Source organism: Clostridium formicaceticum, assembly GCF_001854185.1.
Taxonomy (GTDB): Bacteria; Bacillota; Clostridia; order Peptostreptococcales; family Natronincolaceae; genus Andreesenella; species Andreesenella formicacetica.
In genome coordinates this window covers 4,521,199-4,539,197 of sequence record NZ_CP017603.1, presented here as the reverse complement: position 1 = coordinate 4,539,197, position 17,999 = coordinate 4,521,199, and the positions used below count along the sequence as shown (strand labels likewise).

Here is a 17,999-nt window from a genome sequence, read left to right as displayed (position 1 = left end):
TCAAAATAATATATATGGAAGATTAAACTGGTTTAGTAAGGGTGATTCCGGCATGCCAAAATACATAGGCAAAGTTTCATAGATTTTGAGTTAACTAAAAAGGGGGGACGATCTTGTTCATTAAAGGATTAGAGCTTAAGCAAATTGTCCAGGAAATAGCTAACTTAAAAGTGAAAAGAAATGAAATGCTTCTCATACTTATTGGGGAAAAGTATTTGATTGATATTCCTCAATTCATTAAAGCACTCAATAAATATAATACAAAATTTTGTGGTGGAATTTTTCCTGCAGTAATTTATGGAGAAAAAAAGTATGAAGATGGAATCATTATTAAAATTCTTCCTGTATTAGTAAGCCCAGTGCTCATTAAGGATCTAAAAGATGTTTTGCTTAATGAAAAAATTCTTGAAAGATTGAGAAACCATCCTTATAAGTCCACTGCTATCCTATTGGTGGATGGCCTGATGCCGAATATTTCAGTGTTTTTGTCAGAACTTTTCTGCACATTAGGGAATTCCGTCAATTATATAGGTGGTGGAGCAGGCTCTCTTACTTTCCAACCAAAGAGATGCGTTTTTACAAATAAGGGGTATCATCAAAATGCAGCTGTTATAGCTTTTATAGATAAAAAGAGCAATTTAGGGGTAAGGCATGGTTGGAAAAGGATTATGGGCCCTATAGTAGCTTCAAAGGTTAACAACAGCATCATCCATGAACTAAACTGGGATAAAGCCTTCCATGTTTATCGAGCAGTTGTAGAAGGCGATACCAATGTGAAAATATCTATGAAAAATTTCTTTGACGTCGCAAAAAACTATCCCTTTGGCATACATAAAGAAGATAGTGAAGACATCGTTAGGGATCCTATTTTAACAAATCATCAAGGGGACTTAATATGTGTTGGAGAAATACCAGATCATTCATTATTATATATTTTAAAAGGAGTGCCAGAAGGCCTTATAAAGGCTGCCAGTCAGGCTGTAGATGATTGCAAGCTAAACCATAGTTATCAAAATGTAGAGTCTTTAGTCGTTGATTGTACTTCACGAGCATTATTTTTAGAAGATAACTTCGAAAAGGAGCTGCATAGTATAAAAAGCAGTTTAGTGTCTATCGACAGTAACCTTATCTTAGAAGGTATACTGACTTTAGGAGAGATATCTTCCCATGGACAGGGGATTCTTGAGTTTTTTAATAAAACAATTGTTGCAGGTGTGCTATATGAATAATTTTTGTGATATTATGAAAGAGATAGCATTGCTATATGAACTTTCTTTGAATATAGGGAAATCTTTGGATATAGAAGAAGAATGCCAGTCTTTTATACAAGTACTTTTAAGTAGAAAAAATCTAGATTTTGCTTCAGTATGGTTAAAGGTTGAAGAAGAAAAGGAAGAGGAATATAGACTTGTTTATGGTAAGCCTAAATTTAGAATAGACATAGATCGCATGCAGAATAATAATATGCTTTTTGCATTGTTTGGTTCAGAAGATTACTATTCGGTGGCATATACGAGTGAAATATTCCCTCAGCTTATACTGGAAAAGGATGTTACTGAAGGTGTTTACATTATCTACAGGTTAGACGATATAGGCGTATTAAAACTGTACTGCAGCAAGAGAAAAGAAGCCTTTAATACAAAAGAGTTAAATCAACTAAGAGACGTAGTGAAAAAGTTTGCTACTTCCTTAAAGGCATGTATGGTACATAAGAAACTTTTAAAAGAAGTGGACGCTAGAAAAAAGACAGAAAAAGATTTAAAAAAGGCTAAAGAGATAGCCGAAAGTGCCAATGAAACGAAAAGTCAGTTTCTAGCCAACATGAGTCATGAAATAAGAACGCCTATGAATGGTATTATAGGTATGACGGAGATGTTATTGACTTCAAATCTCGATAAAGAGCAAAAGAAGTATGTGGAGATTATAAAAACTTCTTCTGAGGCTCTTCTTACCATGATAAACGATGTTTTAGACTTTTCTAAGATCGAAGCCGGAAGGTTAGAATTAAGTGAAATGAATTTTGATCTTATTGATACGGTGGAAAAAGTAGTGGACTTTTTATCTATTAAAGCCTATGGAAAAGGTTTAGGTTTTATATTAAGTATAGATAAAAAGATACCCTATGCTGTTATTGGTGACCCTGTAAGGTTAAGGCAAGTACTCATCAATCTTATATCAAATGCCATTAAGTTTACAGAAAAAGGAAAAGTTTGTGTTGATATAAAATTAGAAAACTTGAAGGGAGACACAGCACTTATAAAGTTTTCTATTATCGATACTGGTATAGGCATACCTAAGGAAAAAAAGGGGAAACTTTTCAAAAGTTTTAGTCAAATTGATGCTTCAGCAAACAGAAAATATGAAGGGACAGGCCTAGGGCTGGCTATATCAAAACAATTAGTAGAGTTGATGGGGGGAAGGATAGATGTTAGAAGTTGTATGGGAAGGGGAAGTGAATTTTTCTTTACTGTAAACCTGCAGCTTCAGGAAAATGCCATAAAATTGAGAGACAATCAATTTTCATACATACAAGGCATGCATGTACTAGTCATTTGTGAAGGTAATAAGGATTATGAATGTTTGGGTGCTATACTAAGCAGTTGGCAGTTGCAGATTAAGGTTATCGATAAAAGAAGTAGTATAAAACACAGGGAAAATATTCTCTTAAATCATATGTTTGATGCAGTCATAATAACAATAGAGGGCGTTCATTTGTATAAAGCTTTATTAAAGGAAGGCTATCTAGGAAGAACTTCTGACATTATCCTGATTAATACGATAGCAGAAGAAAAAAAAATAAGAAAAGTTTTTAAGGATAAAAAGATTGATTGTATCGTTAAACCTATTAAACCTTTCCAATTATTAAGCAAAATTACTCATTGTAGAAGATATAGCTGGGAAGGTTCGGAAAATTATGACAAAACATTGAAGGTGACTTCTCAAGAGGACAAAATTCCAGCGGTGAATGCTTCTAAAATAAAAGCTACAATACTTTTAGTAGAAGATAATGAAATCAATAAAAAACTTGCTAGTTTGATTTTAAAAAATTTAGGTTACAAAGTAATCCATGCGTATAATGGGAAAGAAGCTTTACAAATATTAAAAAGTAAAAAACAAAAGATAGGTTTGATTTTGATGGATGTACAAATGCCAGAGATGAATGGCTATGAAACCACAGAGCATATTAGAAGTATAGAAAAAAATACAGGAGAACATATATACATTATAGCTATTACTGCCAACGCAATGGAGGGGGATGGAAAAAAGTGTATAGCGGCAGGTATGGATGATTATATGTCCAAACCTATAAGGAAGAAAGAACTGCAGGAAATCGTAGAAAAATATATTGAGTAAATAAATCTATAGAAATAGAAAAAAATTAGATAGCTACTCTCCATTTTCATCGTAGAAAATTAGTTATCTGATTTAATGAAGGAGTGAGACATGGCTTTGGCTCAAGCTGCATAAGTGAAGAGGTCTTATGCAATAAAAGGATATACAATCCAGAGTGTCTTTGTATGATAGAAAAACATAATATTTTAAGTGCAAAAATACTAATTATAGATGACATGCGTACCAATGTAATGCTCATGGAAAAGATTTTACAGAAGGAAGGCTATAGAAATATTTATACCACTACAGATCCTAAGGAAGCAGTTGAAATGTATTCTGTTATTCATCCAGATATTGTGTTGTTAGATTTAAACATGCCCCATATGGACGGTTTTGAAGTGATAAAAGAACTAAAGTCAATAGAAAGAAAAAGTTATTTACCGATATTAGTTCTTACTGCCAAGGATGATATGGGGAGTAGGAATAAAGCTTTGCAGGAGGGAGCTAGAGATTTTTTGGGCAAGCCCTTCAATAAAAGGGAAGTACTAAATAGAATACATAATATTTTAGAAGTCAAATTGTTGCAAAAGAAAATAGAAGTACAAAATGAAGATTTAGAGAGAAAAATAGCACAAAGAACGAAAGAACTTAAAAAGTCTGAACTAGAAATAGCCAGGCGTCTTGCTATCGTTGGTGAGTTTAGAGACAATGATACAGGGAATCATATTATAAGGGTGGGCAAATATTCAGAAATAGTGGCAAGAATTTTAGGGATGGATGGGGCCTGTACGCAGATACTGCTTCATGCAGCCCCCCTCCATGATATAGGTAAGGTAGCAATACCTGATAGTATACTTTTAAAACCAGGAAAACTAACAGAAGAGGAGTGGGAGATCATGAAAAGCCACGCTGATATAGGTGGCAGGATACTTTCAGGAGGCAGATCTCAGCTTATTAGAATGGCAGAAACAATCGCTTATACCCACCATGAGAAATATGATGGCAGTGGTTATCCTAAGGGCCTAAAAGGAGAAGAAATTCCTATTGAGGGTAGAATTGTAGCGATATGTGATTTCTTTGATGCTGTAACTACCCCAAGGCCTTATAAAGATGCTTGGAGTATTGATGTTGCCGTTAATGAAATGTTGAAATTGAAGGGTAGTCATTTTGAACCTAAACTATTGGAGATATTTATGAAAATATTGCCGCAAATCATAAGAATTAAGAAGGCATATGAATGATATTATAATAATTTATAACATGTAGGATAAATCATCTGAGCTTTCAGTACTGGGGAGGTTAAAAAATGAATGACTTTCACATGAAAACAGTAATAGAGGAAATGGGCATAGGAGCTGAAGATTTAGTGATTTTGTATGAAGAGTATTTTAAAGAGATGGAGGAGAATATTCTCCTTATGAAAGAGCTTGTAGAAGTTGAAAACTATCAAGCCCTTCAAAGTGTGGTACATAATATAAAGGGAATATCAATCAATTTATTTGTTAAAGGTGTTTATGATAAGGCACATGAATTAGATATATTGTTGAAAAAAAACATTGTAGAAGAAAGTAAGTTAGGTGTACATGAGATTGCAAGATTATACTACATAGCAAGAGAAGTGATAGAGAAAGCTTTTACAAAAAATCCTGCGTTAGAATAGAAATTCAATGGCTTCTATAATTGTTACGTGGATTAGTACGAAAATTCAGAATTGAAAAAACAACACAAACATGTTATAATGATTTATCCTATATTTTGTTTATCATAATAAAATCATATTTAAATATGCATAAAGGTGTGCAGTGGAAATCCTTCCACTGTGTTTTTTTTTATTCACTAAATTTTAACTTTTAAAAAAGGAGGAGAGGAATATGAGTAGGGAAATTGCAGTTTTTTTAGATGATAGTAAGCATACTTCTGTTCTTTTCGAATCAGGATGGGTCAACGTTTATAAAAAGGTTGGGGGAGAATGGCGCGTCGTCAAGACGTTTTCTTTCAGTCTTGATAGTACAAAAGGCATGGCAGGTGTAAGAAGAAGCCTTGCAGAACTGGTAAGAACTTTAGGAGACAGCTGTAAAATTTTTGTTGCAAAAGAAATTACTGGTTTGATATATACTGTATTGGATACAGAAGGATTTAGCTTGTGGGAGCTAGATGGCGAACCAGAGATGTTCCTAGATACTATATTGGAAAAAGAAGAAGATGTTGCAGAAGGCAGCGGAGAAGAGGAAATTTTAGGACCTGTAGAGACAGACAAAAAAGGATATTATTTTATAGACCTTAAAACACTACAACAAAGTAGTACAGGAATTACCTCTAAACAGGCATTGCTTTTTTTTCTTAGAAACCAAAGCTTTTATGAATTAAAGGTTATTTGCGCCCATATACCTAAATGGTTTGAAGGAGAATTTCAGAAGCTTAATTTAAAGGCAAATATTGATAAAAAAGAAAACGGAGATTATCATATCCTTGTGTATAAAAAGACATGTATGGATTGATTATCTGCAAAGTAATAAAGATAAAAGCTCTTTTCTGACAAAGATTTAAAAAGGTCCAAGTCAGAAAAGAGCTAAAAATATGTTATTTTTCACCATCAATATACTTTTGTCTACATTTCCAACATCTTAAATATTTATAAAATAGCGGCATCTCTCTTCTCTTTAGAAAAATTTAAGAAATACTTTATGGACAGTTTATAATGATTGTATATAATTAAATTAGTAAAGGAATTATGTATATAGATAGAAGAAGACTTCTGGAGGAGATTTATGTCCATAAAATTTAGACTGTTATTATCTTATATAGCTCTGCTTTTAGTACCAACGCTTTTAACAGTTATCGTAGGTATATTTGCGGGATTTTATTATATGGAGGACTTTTATAAAGACTATCCTGGTGTTGGTAAGATACACACCCTTAGACAGGGAATGATAGAGAGAGAAAGATTTTTCTCACATATTAAAAAAATTTCTTTGCGTTCTCCTGATGATTTGGAAGATGAGAGATTTTTAAAGAAAATAGAGCAACAACTGATTGGCTTTAACACTGGACTTATAGTAAGAAAAAATCATGAAATTATTTATAGTAGCAAGATATTGCAACAAGAGGTGAAAAAAGTAGTTCTTCCACAGTTTGGTGAATATGCTTATGATAGAGCTATTTTCTTGGAGAAGGGCTCATCTGATGAATTAAGGTTGAGTCAGCAGGATTTTTATTTTTCAGATAAAACTGAAGGTAGTGTGTTTTTAATAACGAATATTGAACCCATGAAAAAAGCCTTTCAAGAGATAGTCAGTATCCTTACGATAACTATTGTTGTTATTCTTATAATCACCAACGGTACTTTAACCTATCTCGTAGCGGGGAGTATTGTTAAACCTTTAAATAAGCTAAAGGATTCTGCCAATAGGATTAAAGAAGGAGACTTAGATTTTGAAGTGATTAGCAACACAAGAGACGAAATAGGGGAACTGTCTCGAGCCTTTGAAGAAATGAGAAAAAGGTTAAAGTATTCACTGGATAAACAGCTGCAATACGAAGAAAATCGAAAAGAACTTTTTTCAAACATATCCCATGATTTAAAAACCCCGATTACAACCATTAAGGGATATGTTGAAGGCATTAGGGATGGTGTTGCAGATACACCAGAAAAAATGGAAAAGTATATTCATAGAATCTATACGAAGGCGGTGGATATAGATCGATTAATCGATGATTTGTTTTTATTCTCTAAACTGGATTTAAATAAGTTTCCCCTGCATTTAAGTAGTATTGATGTGACAAAATATTTTTTAGACTTAGTTGAGGAATTGCAGTTTGACCTAGAAAAAGAAAAGATGACGATAAAATATCATTATAAAATTGATGCACCTGTATTTGTCATAGTAGATGTAATGCAGATTAAGAGGGTTATTGTAAATATTATTGAAAATGCAGTAAAGTATACAGACAAGCCAGAGGGCATAATCGATATTATGCTTGAAGAAAATAAAGATCAAGTACAGATAGAAATTAAAGATACTGGACAAGGTATTTCAAAGGAAGCTTTACCCTTCATATTTGATAGGTTTTATAGAGCTGATCCTTCTAGAAATGCTTTAACGGGTGGCAGTGGTTTAGGCCTTTCTATAGCGAAAAAAATCATTGAAGAACATGGGGGAACAATGTGGGCTGAAAGTGCTGAAGGTATAGGAACCAGCATATTTTTTACCCTAAAAAAACATAGAAGTGGTGATATAGAATGAAAAAAATTTTAATTATAGAAGATGATATCAGTATTGCTGAACTTGAAAGGGATTATCTTGAGATAAATGGTTTTCAAGTAGAAATTGAAAATAGTGGCGATCAAGGTATGTTTAGGGCAGTCAATCAGAATTATGATCTAATTATATTAGACCTAATGCTACCAAAAGTAGATGGTTTTGAGATATGTCGGCAGATTAGAAATGAGAAAAACACACCGATCCTTATGGTTTCAGCTAAAAAAGAAGATATTGATAAAATAAGGGGATTGGGCCTAGGGGCAGATGACTATATGACAAAGCCCTTTAGTCCAGGTGAATTAGTGGCAAGGGTGAAAGCACATATTTCGAGGTATGAAAGATTGACAGGAGATAGCAAGGTAACAAAGGATGAGATTGAGATAAGAGGACTTACGATTGATAAAAAATCTAGAAGAGTGTATATAAATGGTAAAGAGGTTACTTTAACAACCAAGGAATTTGACTTATTGATGTTTTTAGCATCGAACCCGAATCGCGTATTTAAAAAAGAAGAACTATTTGAGAAACTATGGGGATTGGATTCGCAAGGAGATATTTCAACTGTTACGGTTCATATCAGAAAAATAAGAGAAAAAATAGAAGTAGATCCTTCAAATCCTCAATACATTGAAACAATCTGGGGAGTAGGGTATAGGTTTGAAGTGTAGGATCAAACACGCCTGCCTTGAAGTAAATTCGGTTATAATTCAGTGGGCATAAAAATGCCCACTGGATTAAGCCTCATTTTATAAAAGTTGTAAAGATCATAACTTAAAGTGATAGGAGATAGGATGAGGAATGATTAAGTTATTTAGGCATTTAAAGCCATTTGGAATTTCGATTTTTGGAATTTTTGCCCTTGTTTTTATTCAGTCTATTGCTGATTTATATTTACCAACATTAATGGCTGATATCGTAAACAAAGGGATGATTCCTGGAGATATAAGTTATATTTGGAGGGTAGGAGGAGTTATGCTGGTGGTAGCTGGAGGGGGAGCTATCGCTGCTATCGTAAGCAGTTTTCTATCTTCCAAAGTTGCCATGGGTTTTAGCAGAAACCTTCGCAGTAGGGTTTTTTCTAGGGTGCAAAGTTATTCCTTAAACGAATTTGATAAGATAGGAACAGCATCTCTTATTACTAGAACCACCAATGATATTACGCAAGTCCAAACAGTACTCATCATGATGCTTAGAATGATGGTTAGTGCTCCTATGATGGGGATTGGTGGCGTGATCATGGCGATATCTATGAATCGGAGGCTAACTACCCTACTTGCCATTGCTCTACCGATTCTAATAGTTTTTATCGGGATCGTCGGAAAAACAGTGATTCCTTTATTTAAAGTCATACAAAATAAGTTGGACAAGTTGAATTTGGTTTCTCGTGAAAACCTTACAGGTATACGGGTAATACGTGCTTTTAACCGCATTGATGATGAAAGGAGACGTTTTGATAAAGCAAATCTTGATTTAACCAATACCACAATAAAAGCCAACAAAATTATGGCAGGTATGATGCCTATTATTACACTAATTATGAATCTCACCAGTGTAGCAATTATTTGGTTTGGAAGTAGGAGGATCGATCTAGGAGATTTGCAGATAGGAGATATGATGGCATTTCTTCAGTATGCAACGCAAATCATGATGGCTTTGCTGATGTTTTCAATGATGTTTGTACTAATTCCGAGGGGAGAGGCCTCTGCTGTTAGAATTAATGAGGTGCTTCACATGGAACCGGAGATTAATGATCCTGTAAAGCCTAAAAAATTGGGAAAAGAAAAAGGATATTTAGAGTTTAAGAATGTTTGTTTTAGCTATCCCGGTGCAGAGAAACCAGCCATTAAAAATATCAGCTTTAAAGCAAACCCAGGAGAAGTAACAGCGATTATTGGGGGCACTGGTTCAGGTAAATCCACACTAATTAATCTTATACCACGTTTTTATGATGTTGATAGGGGAGCGGTGCTTATAGATGGTGTTGATGTAAGGGAAATACCCCAAGAAACTTTGAGGGGAAAAATTGGATTTGTTCCACAAAGAGTATTGCTTTTTAGCGGTAGTGTTGCGGAAAATATAAAGTTTGGAAAAGAAGATGCGATAGAGGAAGAGGTACAACATGCAGCTGAGATAGCACAGGCATCTGAATTTATTTCCAGCATGGAAAAGGGATTTGATTCAGAAATTGCACAGGGAGGCGCCAATGTTTCGGGAGGCCAAAAACAAAGGCTTTCCATAGCTAGAGCGCTGATTAGAAGAGCGGAGATATATATTTTTGATGATAGTTTTTCAGCACTAGATTTTAAAACAGATGCTAGGTTAAGATCAGCGCTTAAAAAAGAAACAGGAGATGCCACAGTAATCATGGTTGCACAAAGGGTAAGCACGATTATGGAGGCGGACAGAATTATTGTACTGGATCAAGGTGAGATTGCAGGAATAGGCAAACATAAGAATTTATTAAAGACCTGCAGCGTCTATAGAGAAATTGTAGCTTCCCAGTTTACTGAGGAGGAATTAGCATGAAGAAAGAAGGAAAACCTAGTAACCACGGTACTGGAGAGGGCCGGGGTTTTGGAGGAGGACGTGGGCCTGGTGGAGGTTTTGCTATGGCAAGGCCAGTTGAAAAGGCTACGAACTTTAAAAATTCATTGAAAAGACTCATAGGCTATTTAAAGCCCCATAGAGTAAAGCTAGTTATGGTATTTTTTCTAGCAATCTTAAGCACCGTGTTTAATATTCTTAGTCCTAAGTTAATGGGAGCTGCTACCAACAAAATAGCTGAAGATTTAATGAAGAGAATGAATTATTTTAACAATATAGAAGCTGCCATTGAAAGAGGAGCAGATATTGAATTTATAAGCCAGTTGAGGGCACAGCCTGTCCCCAGCATAGATTTTAATTATATTTGGCAAATTATTTTAATACTCATTGGCCTATATATTTTAAGTGCACTTTTCAGCTTTGCTACTGGATACATTATGGCAGGGATAGCACAAAAAACTGTTTATAAAATGAGGAGGGAGGCTAATGATAAATTAGCTCGGTTACCTTTGAGGTATTTTGATGCCCATACCCATGGAGAGATATTAAGTCGTATTACCAATGACTTAGATAATGTAGGGAATACACTACAGCAGAGTCTAACCCAGTTGATTACTGCTATTGTCACTTTAGCTGGTGTTGCTATTATGATGTTAACCATCAGTCCAGTACTCACATTGATTGCCATCATAACTTTACCACTTTCAGGTGTGGTAACAATAACAATAGCTAAGAAGTCACAAAGATTATTTGTGGCAAGACAGGCGGTTTTAGGAGAGTTGAATGGACATGCAGAAGAAATGTATGCTGGACATAAAGAAGTCAAGGTTTTTGGACATGAGAAAAAGTCTATTAGCGTTTTTGATGAGATCAATGAAAGACTTTATGATGCAGGATGGCGGGCAGAATTTATTTCTGGTATTATTATGCCTTTATTGAATTTTGTAAATAATATAGGCTATGTGTTGATTTGTGTGGTTGGTGGTGTTTTTGTTGTAATGCAGAGAATTCAAATTGGTGATATCCAGGCTTTTATTCAATATGCAAGGCAGTTTACACATCCAATTGTGCAGACGGCAAATATAACCAACATTATACAGTCCACCGTTGCATCAGCAGAGCGGGTCTTTAAACTATTAGACGAGACGGAAGAAGTTCAGGATCAAAAGGATGCAAAAGTCATCAAAATGCCAAAAGGGGAAGTGGGTTTTAAACATGTTCAGTTTGGTTACAAAGAAGATGATCTTTTAATAAAGGATATGAACATAGAAGTAAAGAAGGGGGAAACAATAGCAATCGTCGGACCGACGGGGGCTGGAAAAACTACACTTGTTAATTTACTGATGCGATTTTATGAAATAAAGGGTGGCAGCATTACGATAGATGGTATTGATATCAGAGATTTAAAGCGTGGGAATCTCCGAAGTATGTTTGGTATGGTATTGCAAGATACATGGTTATTTCATGGTACCATTAGGGAGAATATAGCTTACGGAAGACAGGATGCCAGTGAAGAAGAAATCATAGCGGCTTCTAAAGCAGCTCATGCAGACTATTTCATAAGAAGGTTACCAGAAGGATATGATACTGTGCTGGACGAAGAAGCTTCTAATCTATCTCAAGGGCAAAAGCAACTTTTAACAATTGCTAGAGCAATACTTGCTAACCCTGTGATATTGATTCTTGATGAAGCCACCAGCAGCGTTGATACAAGGACAGAGGTGCTTATACAAAAAGCGATGACTAGATTGATGGAGGGTAGAACAAATTTTGTGATTGCCCATAGACTATCAACGATACGAGGAGCAGATTTAATCCTTGTGATGAATCATGGAGATATCATCGAGCAAGGCACCCATCAGCAGCTATTAGAGAAGAAAGGATTTTATGCAGAACTTTATAACAGCCAGTTTACTAGTAGTCATGGTAATGAAGCGTAAATTTTATCGTAGTGTTATAATAGCAAAGGAGATAGAACCAGTGCAACCAGATGTGTCAGACACTGGTTCTTATGATGGGCAACCGGTAGATCTACGGAAGAAGCTTAAGAAATATTTAATAATTTCTTTACCAACAATTTAGAATTGGTTGTTATAATAGATAAATAGGTTAAGAGATAGTTTGTTTTTGTTTCTGACTGACTGGTCAGACGGATTTTTAAAAACCTCACACAATTTAAAATACAGGAGGAAACAAAATGAAAAAAAAGTCAATATCTATGCTATTACTTATACTATTGATTGTTATTATTTTAGTCACAGGATGCAGTAGAAGGGCAGTAGAAGAGGTAGCTATTGTTGAGGAGAGTTACGTGCCGGTAGAAATTGAAACAGTAAAAAAAGAAACAATAGCAAGTAAAGTCTTGCTAAACGGCAGAGTAAGAGCCAATGAGGAAGTTATGGTGATGCCTCAAATGCCTGGAACGGTAACGAGGGTGAACATGAAACTTGGCGATTATGTTGCGAAAGACCAGGTTTTAATGGTTATGGATCAAAAAGATATACAAAGAAGTATTGAACAGGCAGAACATAGCGTAGAACTGGCAAAACGAGGAGTAGAGCAAGCTGAGAATGGTATACGGTCAGCTAAAATTCAATACGAATCAACCAAGGAAAGATTGGAAGATGCCCTGGTGAACCTAGAACGGATAAAAGCTCTTTATGAAGCAGGAGCTGTTCCTAAAACTCAGCTGGAACAGGCAGAGCTAGCAGCTTCTACAAAACCTTTAGAGACAGCAGAAGCACAAGTATATCAAGCAGAAATAGGGTACCAACAGGCTTTAAATCAATTAAGTCAGGCAGAAAGTGGTTATGAACAAGCAAGAAGTAATCTTGATAACACATTGGTAAAAGCACCAATTAATGGTATGATTACAAATCTAACGGTTGTGGAAGGCCAATTAGCTAGTAATGCTCAGGCGGCAGCAACAATTGTAGATATGGATACGGTTTACCTACAGATAGATGTAGCAGAAAACATGGTAAACAGATTGCGCAAAGAACAAGAAGTAGCTGTGACAATAGCCTCTGCATTAGATGAGGAAATAACAGGAAAAATTGATTATATTAGCCCTACTGCTGATGATAGAACGCAGCTTTATACGGTAAAGGTATATATCAATAACAAGGATCGTAAGATCAGACCTGGCATGAGTGGCTCTGTAGGTTTAAGTCTTGAAGAGCGGCAAAATGTACTGGTGGTAAGAAGTGGTGCTATCATGGATAAAGAGGAAGAAACAGTGGTTTACTTGGTAAAGGATGAGGAAGCGGTGGAACAAAAGATAACTTTGGGCTTAGATACAGGTTTATATATTGAAGTGACAGAGGGACTTGAAGAAGGAGATATCGTTATTATCAAAGGTCAGCATTATGTAGTAGATGGCCAGAGGGTGAAAGTAGTAAGGGGTGAGTAGATATGGGTTTATCGAAATTAGCAGTAAAAAGACCTGTCATGATTGCGATGATTATGCTCATTATCATCCTATTGGGTACCATCTCCTTTACTAGATTACCGATAGATCTTTATCCAGCCATGGAAATACCTGTTGCTATTGTCAGTACCTCTTATTCAGGGGTAGGGCCTCATGAAATAGAAAATTTAATTACAAGACCTATAGAAGAAGCTATAGCTACTGCAAGCAATATAGAAAGTGTTACCTCTAGGTCTTCACAAGGTAGTTCCATCGTTATTGCTCAATTTAACTTTGGTACAGATATGAACTTTGCTACCTTGGATATGCGGGAGAAGGTTGACTTGATCAAAGGCCTTTTGCCGGAGGGGGCATCTGATCCAATGGTTCTAACCATAGATCCAAATGCCTTCCCTATTATTCAAATATCTTTAGTGGGTGGTGAAGACTTAGTTTCACTACAAACATTGGCGGAAGAGACAATAAAACCTAGACTGGAGAGAATTGAAGGCGTAGCTTCTGTAGATGTAACAGGTGGTTATACCAATGAGATACAAATTAGGACAAACCAACAGCTTTTGGATAGTTATGGTATCACTTTAGGTCAGCTATCTCAAACAATAGGAGCCTCCAATATGAATTTACCAGGAGGAACAGTAAAAAATGGTGAAAGGGAACTTGCCATTAGAACGATGGGAGAATTTAAAAGCATAGACGAAATTGAAGAAATTCCCATAATATTACCTAGTGGAAGTATCATTTTACTAAAGGATATTGCGGAGGTGGAGTTAACCCATCGAGATATAGCAACTATATCTCGAACCAATGGTAAGAGTAGTATTAACATCTCTGTACAGAAACAGTCGGACAGCAATACCGTACAGGTAGCATCCTTGGTCCATGCAGAAATAGAAAGATTACAAAGAGAATATGGTCATGTGGAACTCACTCTTGTATCCGATGAATCTACGTATATTACAGATGCAATTAATAATGTACTTCAGAGTGTTATAATGGGGGCAATTTTTGCCATCATGATCCTTTATCTATTTTTAAGAAACATTGGATCTACCTTAATTATTGGAAGTTCTATTCCTATTGCTGTTATTGGAACTTTTGCTCTATTATACTTTGGAAATATTACTTTAAACCTAATGACGCTAGGAGGTTTGGCTCTAGGGGTAGGTATGTTGGTGGATAACGCCATTGTTGTATTAGAAAATATCTATCGATTCAGAACAGAAGGATATTCTAAGAAAGAGGCAGCTAGTTTAGGCGCCTCCGAGGTAGCTATGTCGGTTACCGCTTCTACACTTACAACAATAGCAGTATTTTTACCGATTGTTTTTGTTGAAGGAATGATTTCTAGTCTTTTCACAGAACTAGCGTTGGCAGTTACTTTCTCCTTGGTAGCTTCCTTACTAGTATCTTTGACCTTGATACCTATGTTATCTTCTAAGCTATTGAGGGTAACTACTGAGAATAACAACAAAGCAAAAGGAGCAAGGAAAAGATTCAAGTTTCTTTATGATGCCTTTGATAAAATTTTTAGCGGTATAGAAAATCGCTATAAAAAGTTATTAAGCTGGAGTTTAAGCCACAGAAAAACTACGATTTTCATGGCAATAATCATCTTTTTAGGAAGTTTATCCTCTGTGTTTTTTATAGGAGTAGAACTTTTCCCCGCTTCAGATGAAGGACAGATAAACATAAATATATCTTTACCTGTAGGTTCTGAACTACATGAGGTAAATCAAGTGCTTTTTGAAATTGAAGAGAGCCTTGCTTCTATAGAAGAAATAGATACTGTCTTTTCTTCTGTCGGCGGTGGAGGCCAAATGGGCTTTGGCGGAGGAGGTACAAGTCGAGGTAGCGTTACTGTTAGGCTCTCTAAAATGAAAGAAAGAGATAGAAGTTCTAAGGAGGTAGCTGATGCAATAAGAGGACTTCTTAAGGATATCCCTGGAGCAGAAATCAGTATTTCGGAATCTGCTAACGCTATGGGTGGGATGGCAGGCGATCCTATTAGTATCAGCTTAAAGGGAGATGACTTAGAGGTTTTAGAAGAAATTTCAGAGGATTTTAAGGGGATGATTGCATCTGTAGAAGATACAAGGGAAATCACCACTAGTTTTAGTGAAGGCATACCGGAGGTTCAAATTGCTGTCGATAAATATCGTGCTGCAACTTATGGGCTGACAACTGCACAAATTGCCAATAGCATAAGAAGTACTACCTCTGGGTTAACGGCTACAAGGTATAAACTAGATGGAGATGAGATTGATGTCATTCTTAAAGGGGAAGAGCATGTAACAGAGAGCTTGGCTAATCTAGAACAAATGGGCATCCAAACTGCTGCTGGCGGGAGTATTCCTTTAAGTCAAGTGGCCAATGTATCTGTTGAGCAGGGTCCTGTGCAAATCAATCGAGAAGATCAGCAAAGAGTAGTAACAATTAGTGGGCAGATTGGTAATAGAGACTTAAGGAGTGTTACGCAGGATATTGATGCAGCGTTAAAAAACTATGATTTACCGGAAGGTTATAGCTATGACATGGGAGGACAAAATCAACAAATGAATGATGCCTTTGCTGATTTACTTTTGGCGTTAGTACTGGCAATTGTATTGATTTACATGGTAATGGCAGCGCAATTTGAGTCATTACTACATCCTTTTACGATTATGTTATCCGTGCCCGTAGCATTGGCAGGAGCACTATTAGGACTATTCATTACAGGAAAGGCACTAGGTATAACAGCCTTGATTGGTGTCATTATGTTATCAGGGATTGTTGTTAATAATGGTATTGTGCTGATCGATTATATCAACACCCTAAGAGAATCTGGTAAAGACCGAAATGAAGCGATTATTACAGCTGGTCCTGTAAGGTTGAGACCTATTTTAATGACAACTTTAACAACTGTCTTAGGTTTATTGCCTCTGGCAATAGGGATCGGAGAAGGCTCCGAGATGCAAGCACCTATGGGAATCGTAGTTATTGCAGGATTACTATTATCTACAGTTTTAACCTTGGTATTAATACCAACGGTGTATACCCTAGTAGACGACTTCTCAGCGGGTATTAAAAATAAACTAAAAGGAGAAAAGAAAAAGGTTATTGAGCATTAAAAAGAAGTACACCAATATACTTTAGAAGAATATTGGTGTACTTCTTTGTTGAAAGAGAAATTTTTTTGTCATGTAAATTAAGACATTCTATAATAGATAACGAACTTTGTCAAGACGATACAGCTACATATAGAGGGTATATAGAGGTTGTTTCAGTGGGAAAATAGTGGTACACTAAAAGACAAGTTATAATGAAAGTAGATAGAACAAATGAGGAAGGTGAAGCATGATAGAATTAGGTGAAGTTCAAAAACTAGAAGTCGTTAAATTCAATGAAGTTGGTACATATTTAAGCGCTAAAAAGGATAAGCATAACAGTGTTTTATTGCCCAAAAAGCAAGTTCCTGAAGGATTAAAAATAGGAGATGAGATAGAAGTATTTATCTATAGAGATTCTGAAGATCGTTTGATAGCTACAACAAAAAAGCCTAAAATAAAGCTGGGGGAATTAGCCTTTTTAAGTGTAGTTGAAGTAACCAAGATAGGTGCTTTTTTGGATTGGGGTTTGGAAAAGGATTTGTTTTTACCTTTTAAAGAACAAAAAGGCAAAATGCAAAAAGGTAGGGAATATTTAGTAGGTCTATATATAGATAAAAGCGATAGGCTATGTGCAACGATGGATATTCACAAACTCCTCAGCAGTGAATCCCCTTATAAAAAAGATGATAGAGTACGGGGTAGGATTTATGGTATCAACAAGGATATAGGTGCTTTTGTAGCTGTTGATAATAAGTATCAAGCTTTGATACCTAAAAACGAATTGTATGGAGAGTATGAATATGGTGATGAAGTAGAGGCAAGAGTCGCTAAGGTGAAAGAAGACGGTAAGTTAGATTTAAGTCTAAGGGAAAAGGCACATAAACAGATGGATGAAGATGTAAAAGTTATTCTTGATAAGCTAAAGCTTAAGGACGGCTTTTTGCTACTTAATGATAATAGTGACCCAAACAAAATCAAAAAAGAGTTAAATATGAGTAAGCGTGCCTTCAAAAGAGCTATTGGGAGACTACTAAAAGAAGGAAGTATTCATCAGGATGAAAAAGGTATTAAAATAATCGATAGATAAATAATTGTCGTCTTTTATCGTATTATGGAATATTTACCGATTTGGTTGATTTTACAGAACTTTGTTAGTATAATGAAAATAATTATAGTATTCTGAAAATAATTCTCTTTAGGAGAAATATTTTTATAAAAACAATGCTAACTTTGAGTACGGCAGCAAAAACATATACAAAGGGGGATAAGGACAAGCATAATAGGAACTGAATAAAGGATTCATATTATGCAAGTAAAAAGAAGGTAGCTACACCAAAAATTTTA

Annotated in this window: 13 protein-coding genes; all 13 read left to right on the top strand. The window is 35.5% G+C overall.

Features of this window, described 5'->3' with window-relative positions; translation table 11 throughout:
- The first annotated feature begins 113 nt into the window (after positions 1 to 113).
- The 13 genes from BJL90_RS21060 to BJL90_RS21005 all read left to right on the top strand — a co-directional run bounded on the left by BJL90_RS21060 (position 114) and on the right by BJL90_RS21005 (position 17,742).
- Complete coding sequence (locus BJL90_RS21060) at positions 114 to 1,229, top strand: FIST signal transduction protein (protein WP_070972778.1); 1,116 nt, start codon at positions 114 to 116, stop codon at positions 1,227 to 1,229.
- Positions 1,213 to 3,354 (top strand): response regulator, encoded by a 2,142-nt coding sequence (locus BJL90_RS21055; RefSeq protein ID WP_236905098.1) that lies wholly within the window; start codon positions 1,213 to 1,215, stop codon positions 3,352 to 3,354. Before BJL90_RS21060 ends, BJL90_RS21055 begins: the two co-directional genes overlap by 17 nt.
- Before the next feature lie 164 nt (positions 3,355 to 3,518).
- Complete coding sequence (locus tag BJL90_RS21050; RefSeq protein ID WP_070972775.1) at positions 3,519 to 4,574, top strand: HD domain-containing phosphohydrolase; 1,056 nt, start codon at positions 3,519 to 3,521, stop codon at positions 4,572 to 4,574.
- A 65-nt stretch (positions 4,575 to 4,639) separates the two neighbouring features.
- Positions 4,640 to 4,993 (top strand): Hpt domain-containing protein, encoded by a 354-nt coding sequence (locus BJL90_RS21045; RefSeq protein WP_070972773.1) that lies wholly within the window; start codon positions 4,640 to 4,642, stop codon positions 4,991 to 4,993.
- Positions 4,994 to 5,204: 211 nt separating this feature from the next.
- Positions 5,205 to 5,831: a Fe-only nitrogenase accessory protein AnfO gene (anfO, locus tag BJL90_RS21040; protein ID WP_070972771.1), complete on the top strand. Its 627-nt coding sequence runs from the start codon at positions 5,205 to 5,207 to the stop codon at positions 5,829 to 5,831.
- Between the two features lie 270 nt (positions 5,832 to 6,101).
- Positions 6,102 to 7,577, top strand: a complete 1,476-nt coding sequence (locus tag BJL90_RS21035; RefSeq protein WP_070972769.1) for a HAMP domain-containing sensor histidine kinase — start codon at positions 6,102 to 6,104, stop codon at positions 7,575 to 7,577.
- A complete protein-coding gene (locus tag BJL90_RS21030; RefSeq protein WP_070972767.1) occupies positions 7,574 to 8,263 on the top strand; it encodes a response regulator transcription factor in 690 nt (229 codons plus the stop codon). The genes BJL90_RS21035 and BJL90_RS21030 overlap by 4 nt, the downstream gene beginning before the upstream one ends.
- Before the next feature lie 130 nt (positions 8,264 to 8,393).
- A complete protein-coding gene (locus BJL90_RS21025) occupies positions 8,394 to 10,121 on the top strand; it encodes an ABC transporter ATP-binding protein (RefSeq protein WP_070972765.1) in 1,728 nt (575 codons plus the stop codon).
- Positions 10,118 to 12,079, top strand: a complete 1,962-nt coding sequence (locus BJL90_RS21020) for an ABC transporter ATP-binding protein (RefSeq protein WP_070972761.1) — start codon at positions 10,118 to 10,120, stop codon at positions 12,077 to 12,079. The genes BJL90_RS21025 and BJL90_RS21020 overlap by 4 nt, the downstream gene beginning before the upstream one ends.
- Positions 12,069 to 12,221: a hypothetical protein gene (locus BJL90_RS22255; protein ID WP_156894501.1), complete on the top strand. Its 153-nt coding sequence runs from the start codon at positions 12,069 to 12,071 to the stop codon at positions 12,219 to 12,221. Before BJL90_RS21020 ends, BJL90_RS22255 begins: the two co-directional genes overlap by 11 nt.
- 115 nt (positions 12,222 to 12,336) lie before the next feature.
- Complete coding sequence (locus BJL90_RS21015) at positions 12,337 to 13,551, top strand: efflux RND transporter periplasmic adaptor subunit (RefSeq protein WP_070972759.1); 1,215 nt, start codon at positions 12,337 to 12,339, stop codon at positions 13,549 to 13,551.
- 2 nt (positions 13,552 to 13,553) lie between these two features.
- The gene (locus BJL90_RS21010; RefSeq protein ID WP_070972757.1) at positions 13,554 to 16,676 is read left to right on the top strand and encodes an efflux RND transporter permease subunit; all 3,123 of its coding nucleotides are present in this window, start codon (positions 13,554 to 13,556) and stop codon (positions 16,674 to 16,676) included.
- A gap of 226 nt (positions 16,677 to 16,902) precedes the next feature.
- On the top strand, positions 16,903 to 17,742 hold the full coding sequence (locus BJL90_RS21005) for a CvfB family protein (protein ID WP_070972755.1): 840 nt from the start codon (positions 16,903 to 16,905) through the stop codon (positions 17,740 to 17,742).
- Positions 17,743 to 17,999: the final 257 nt, after the last annotated feature.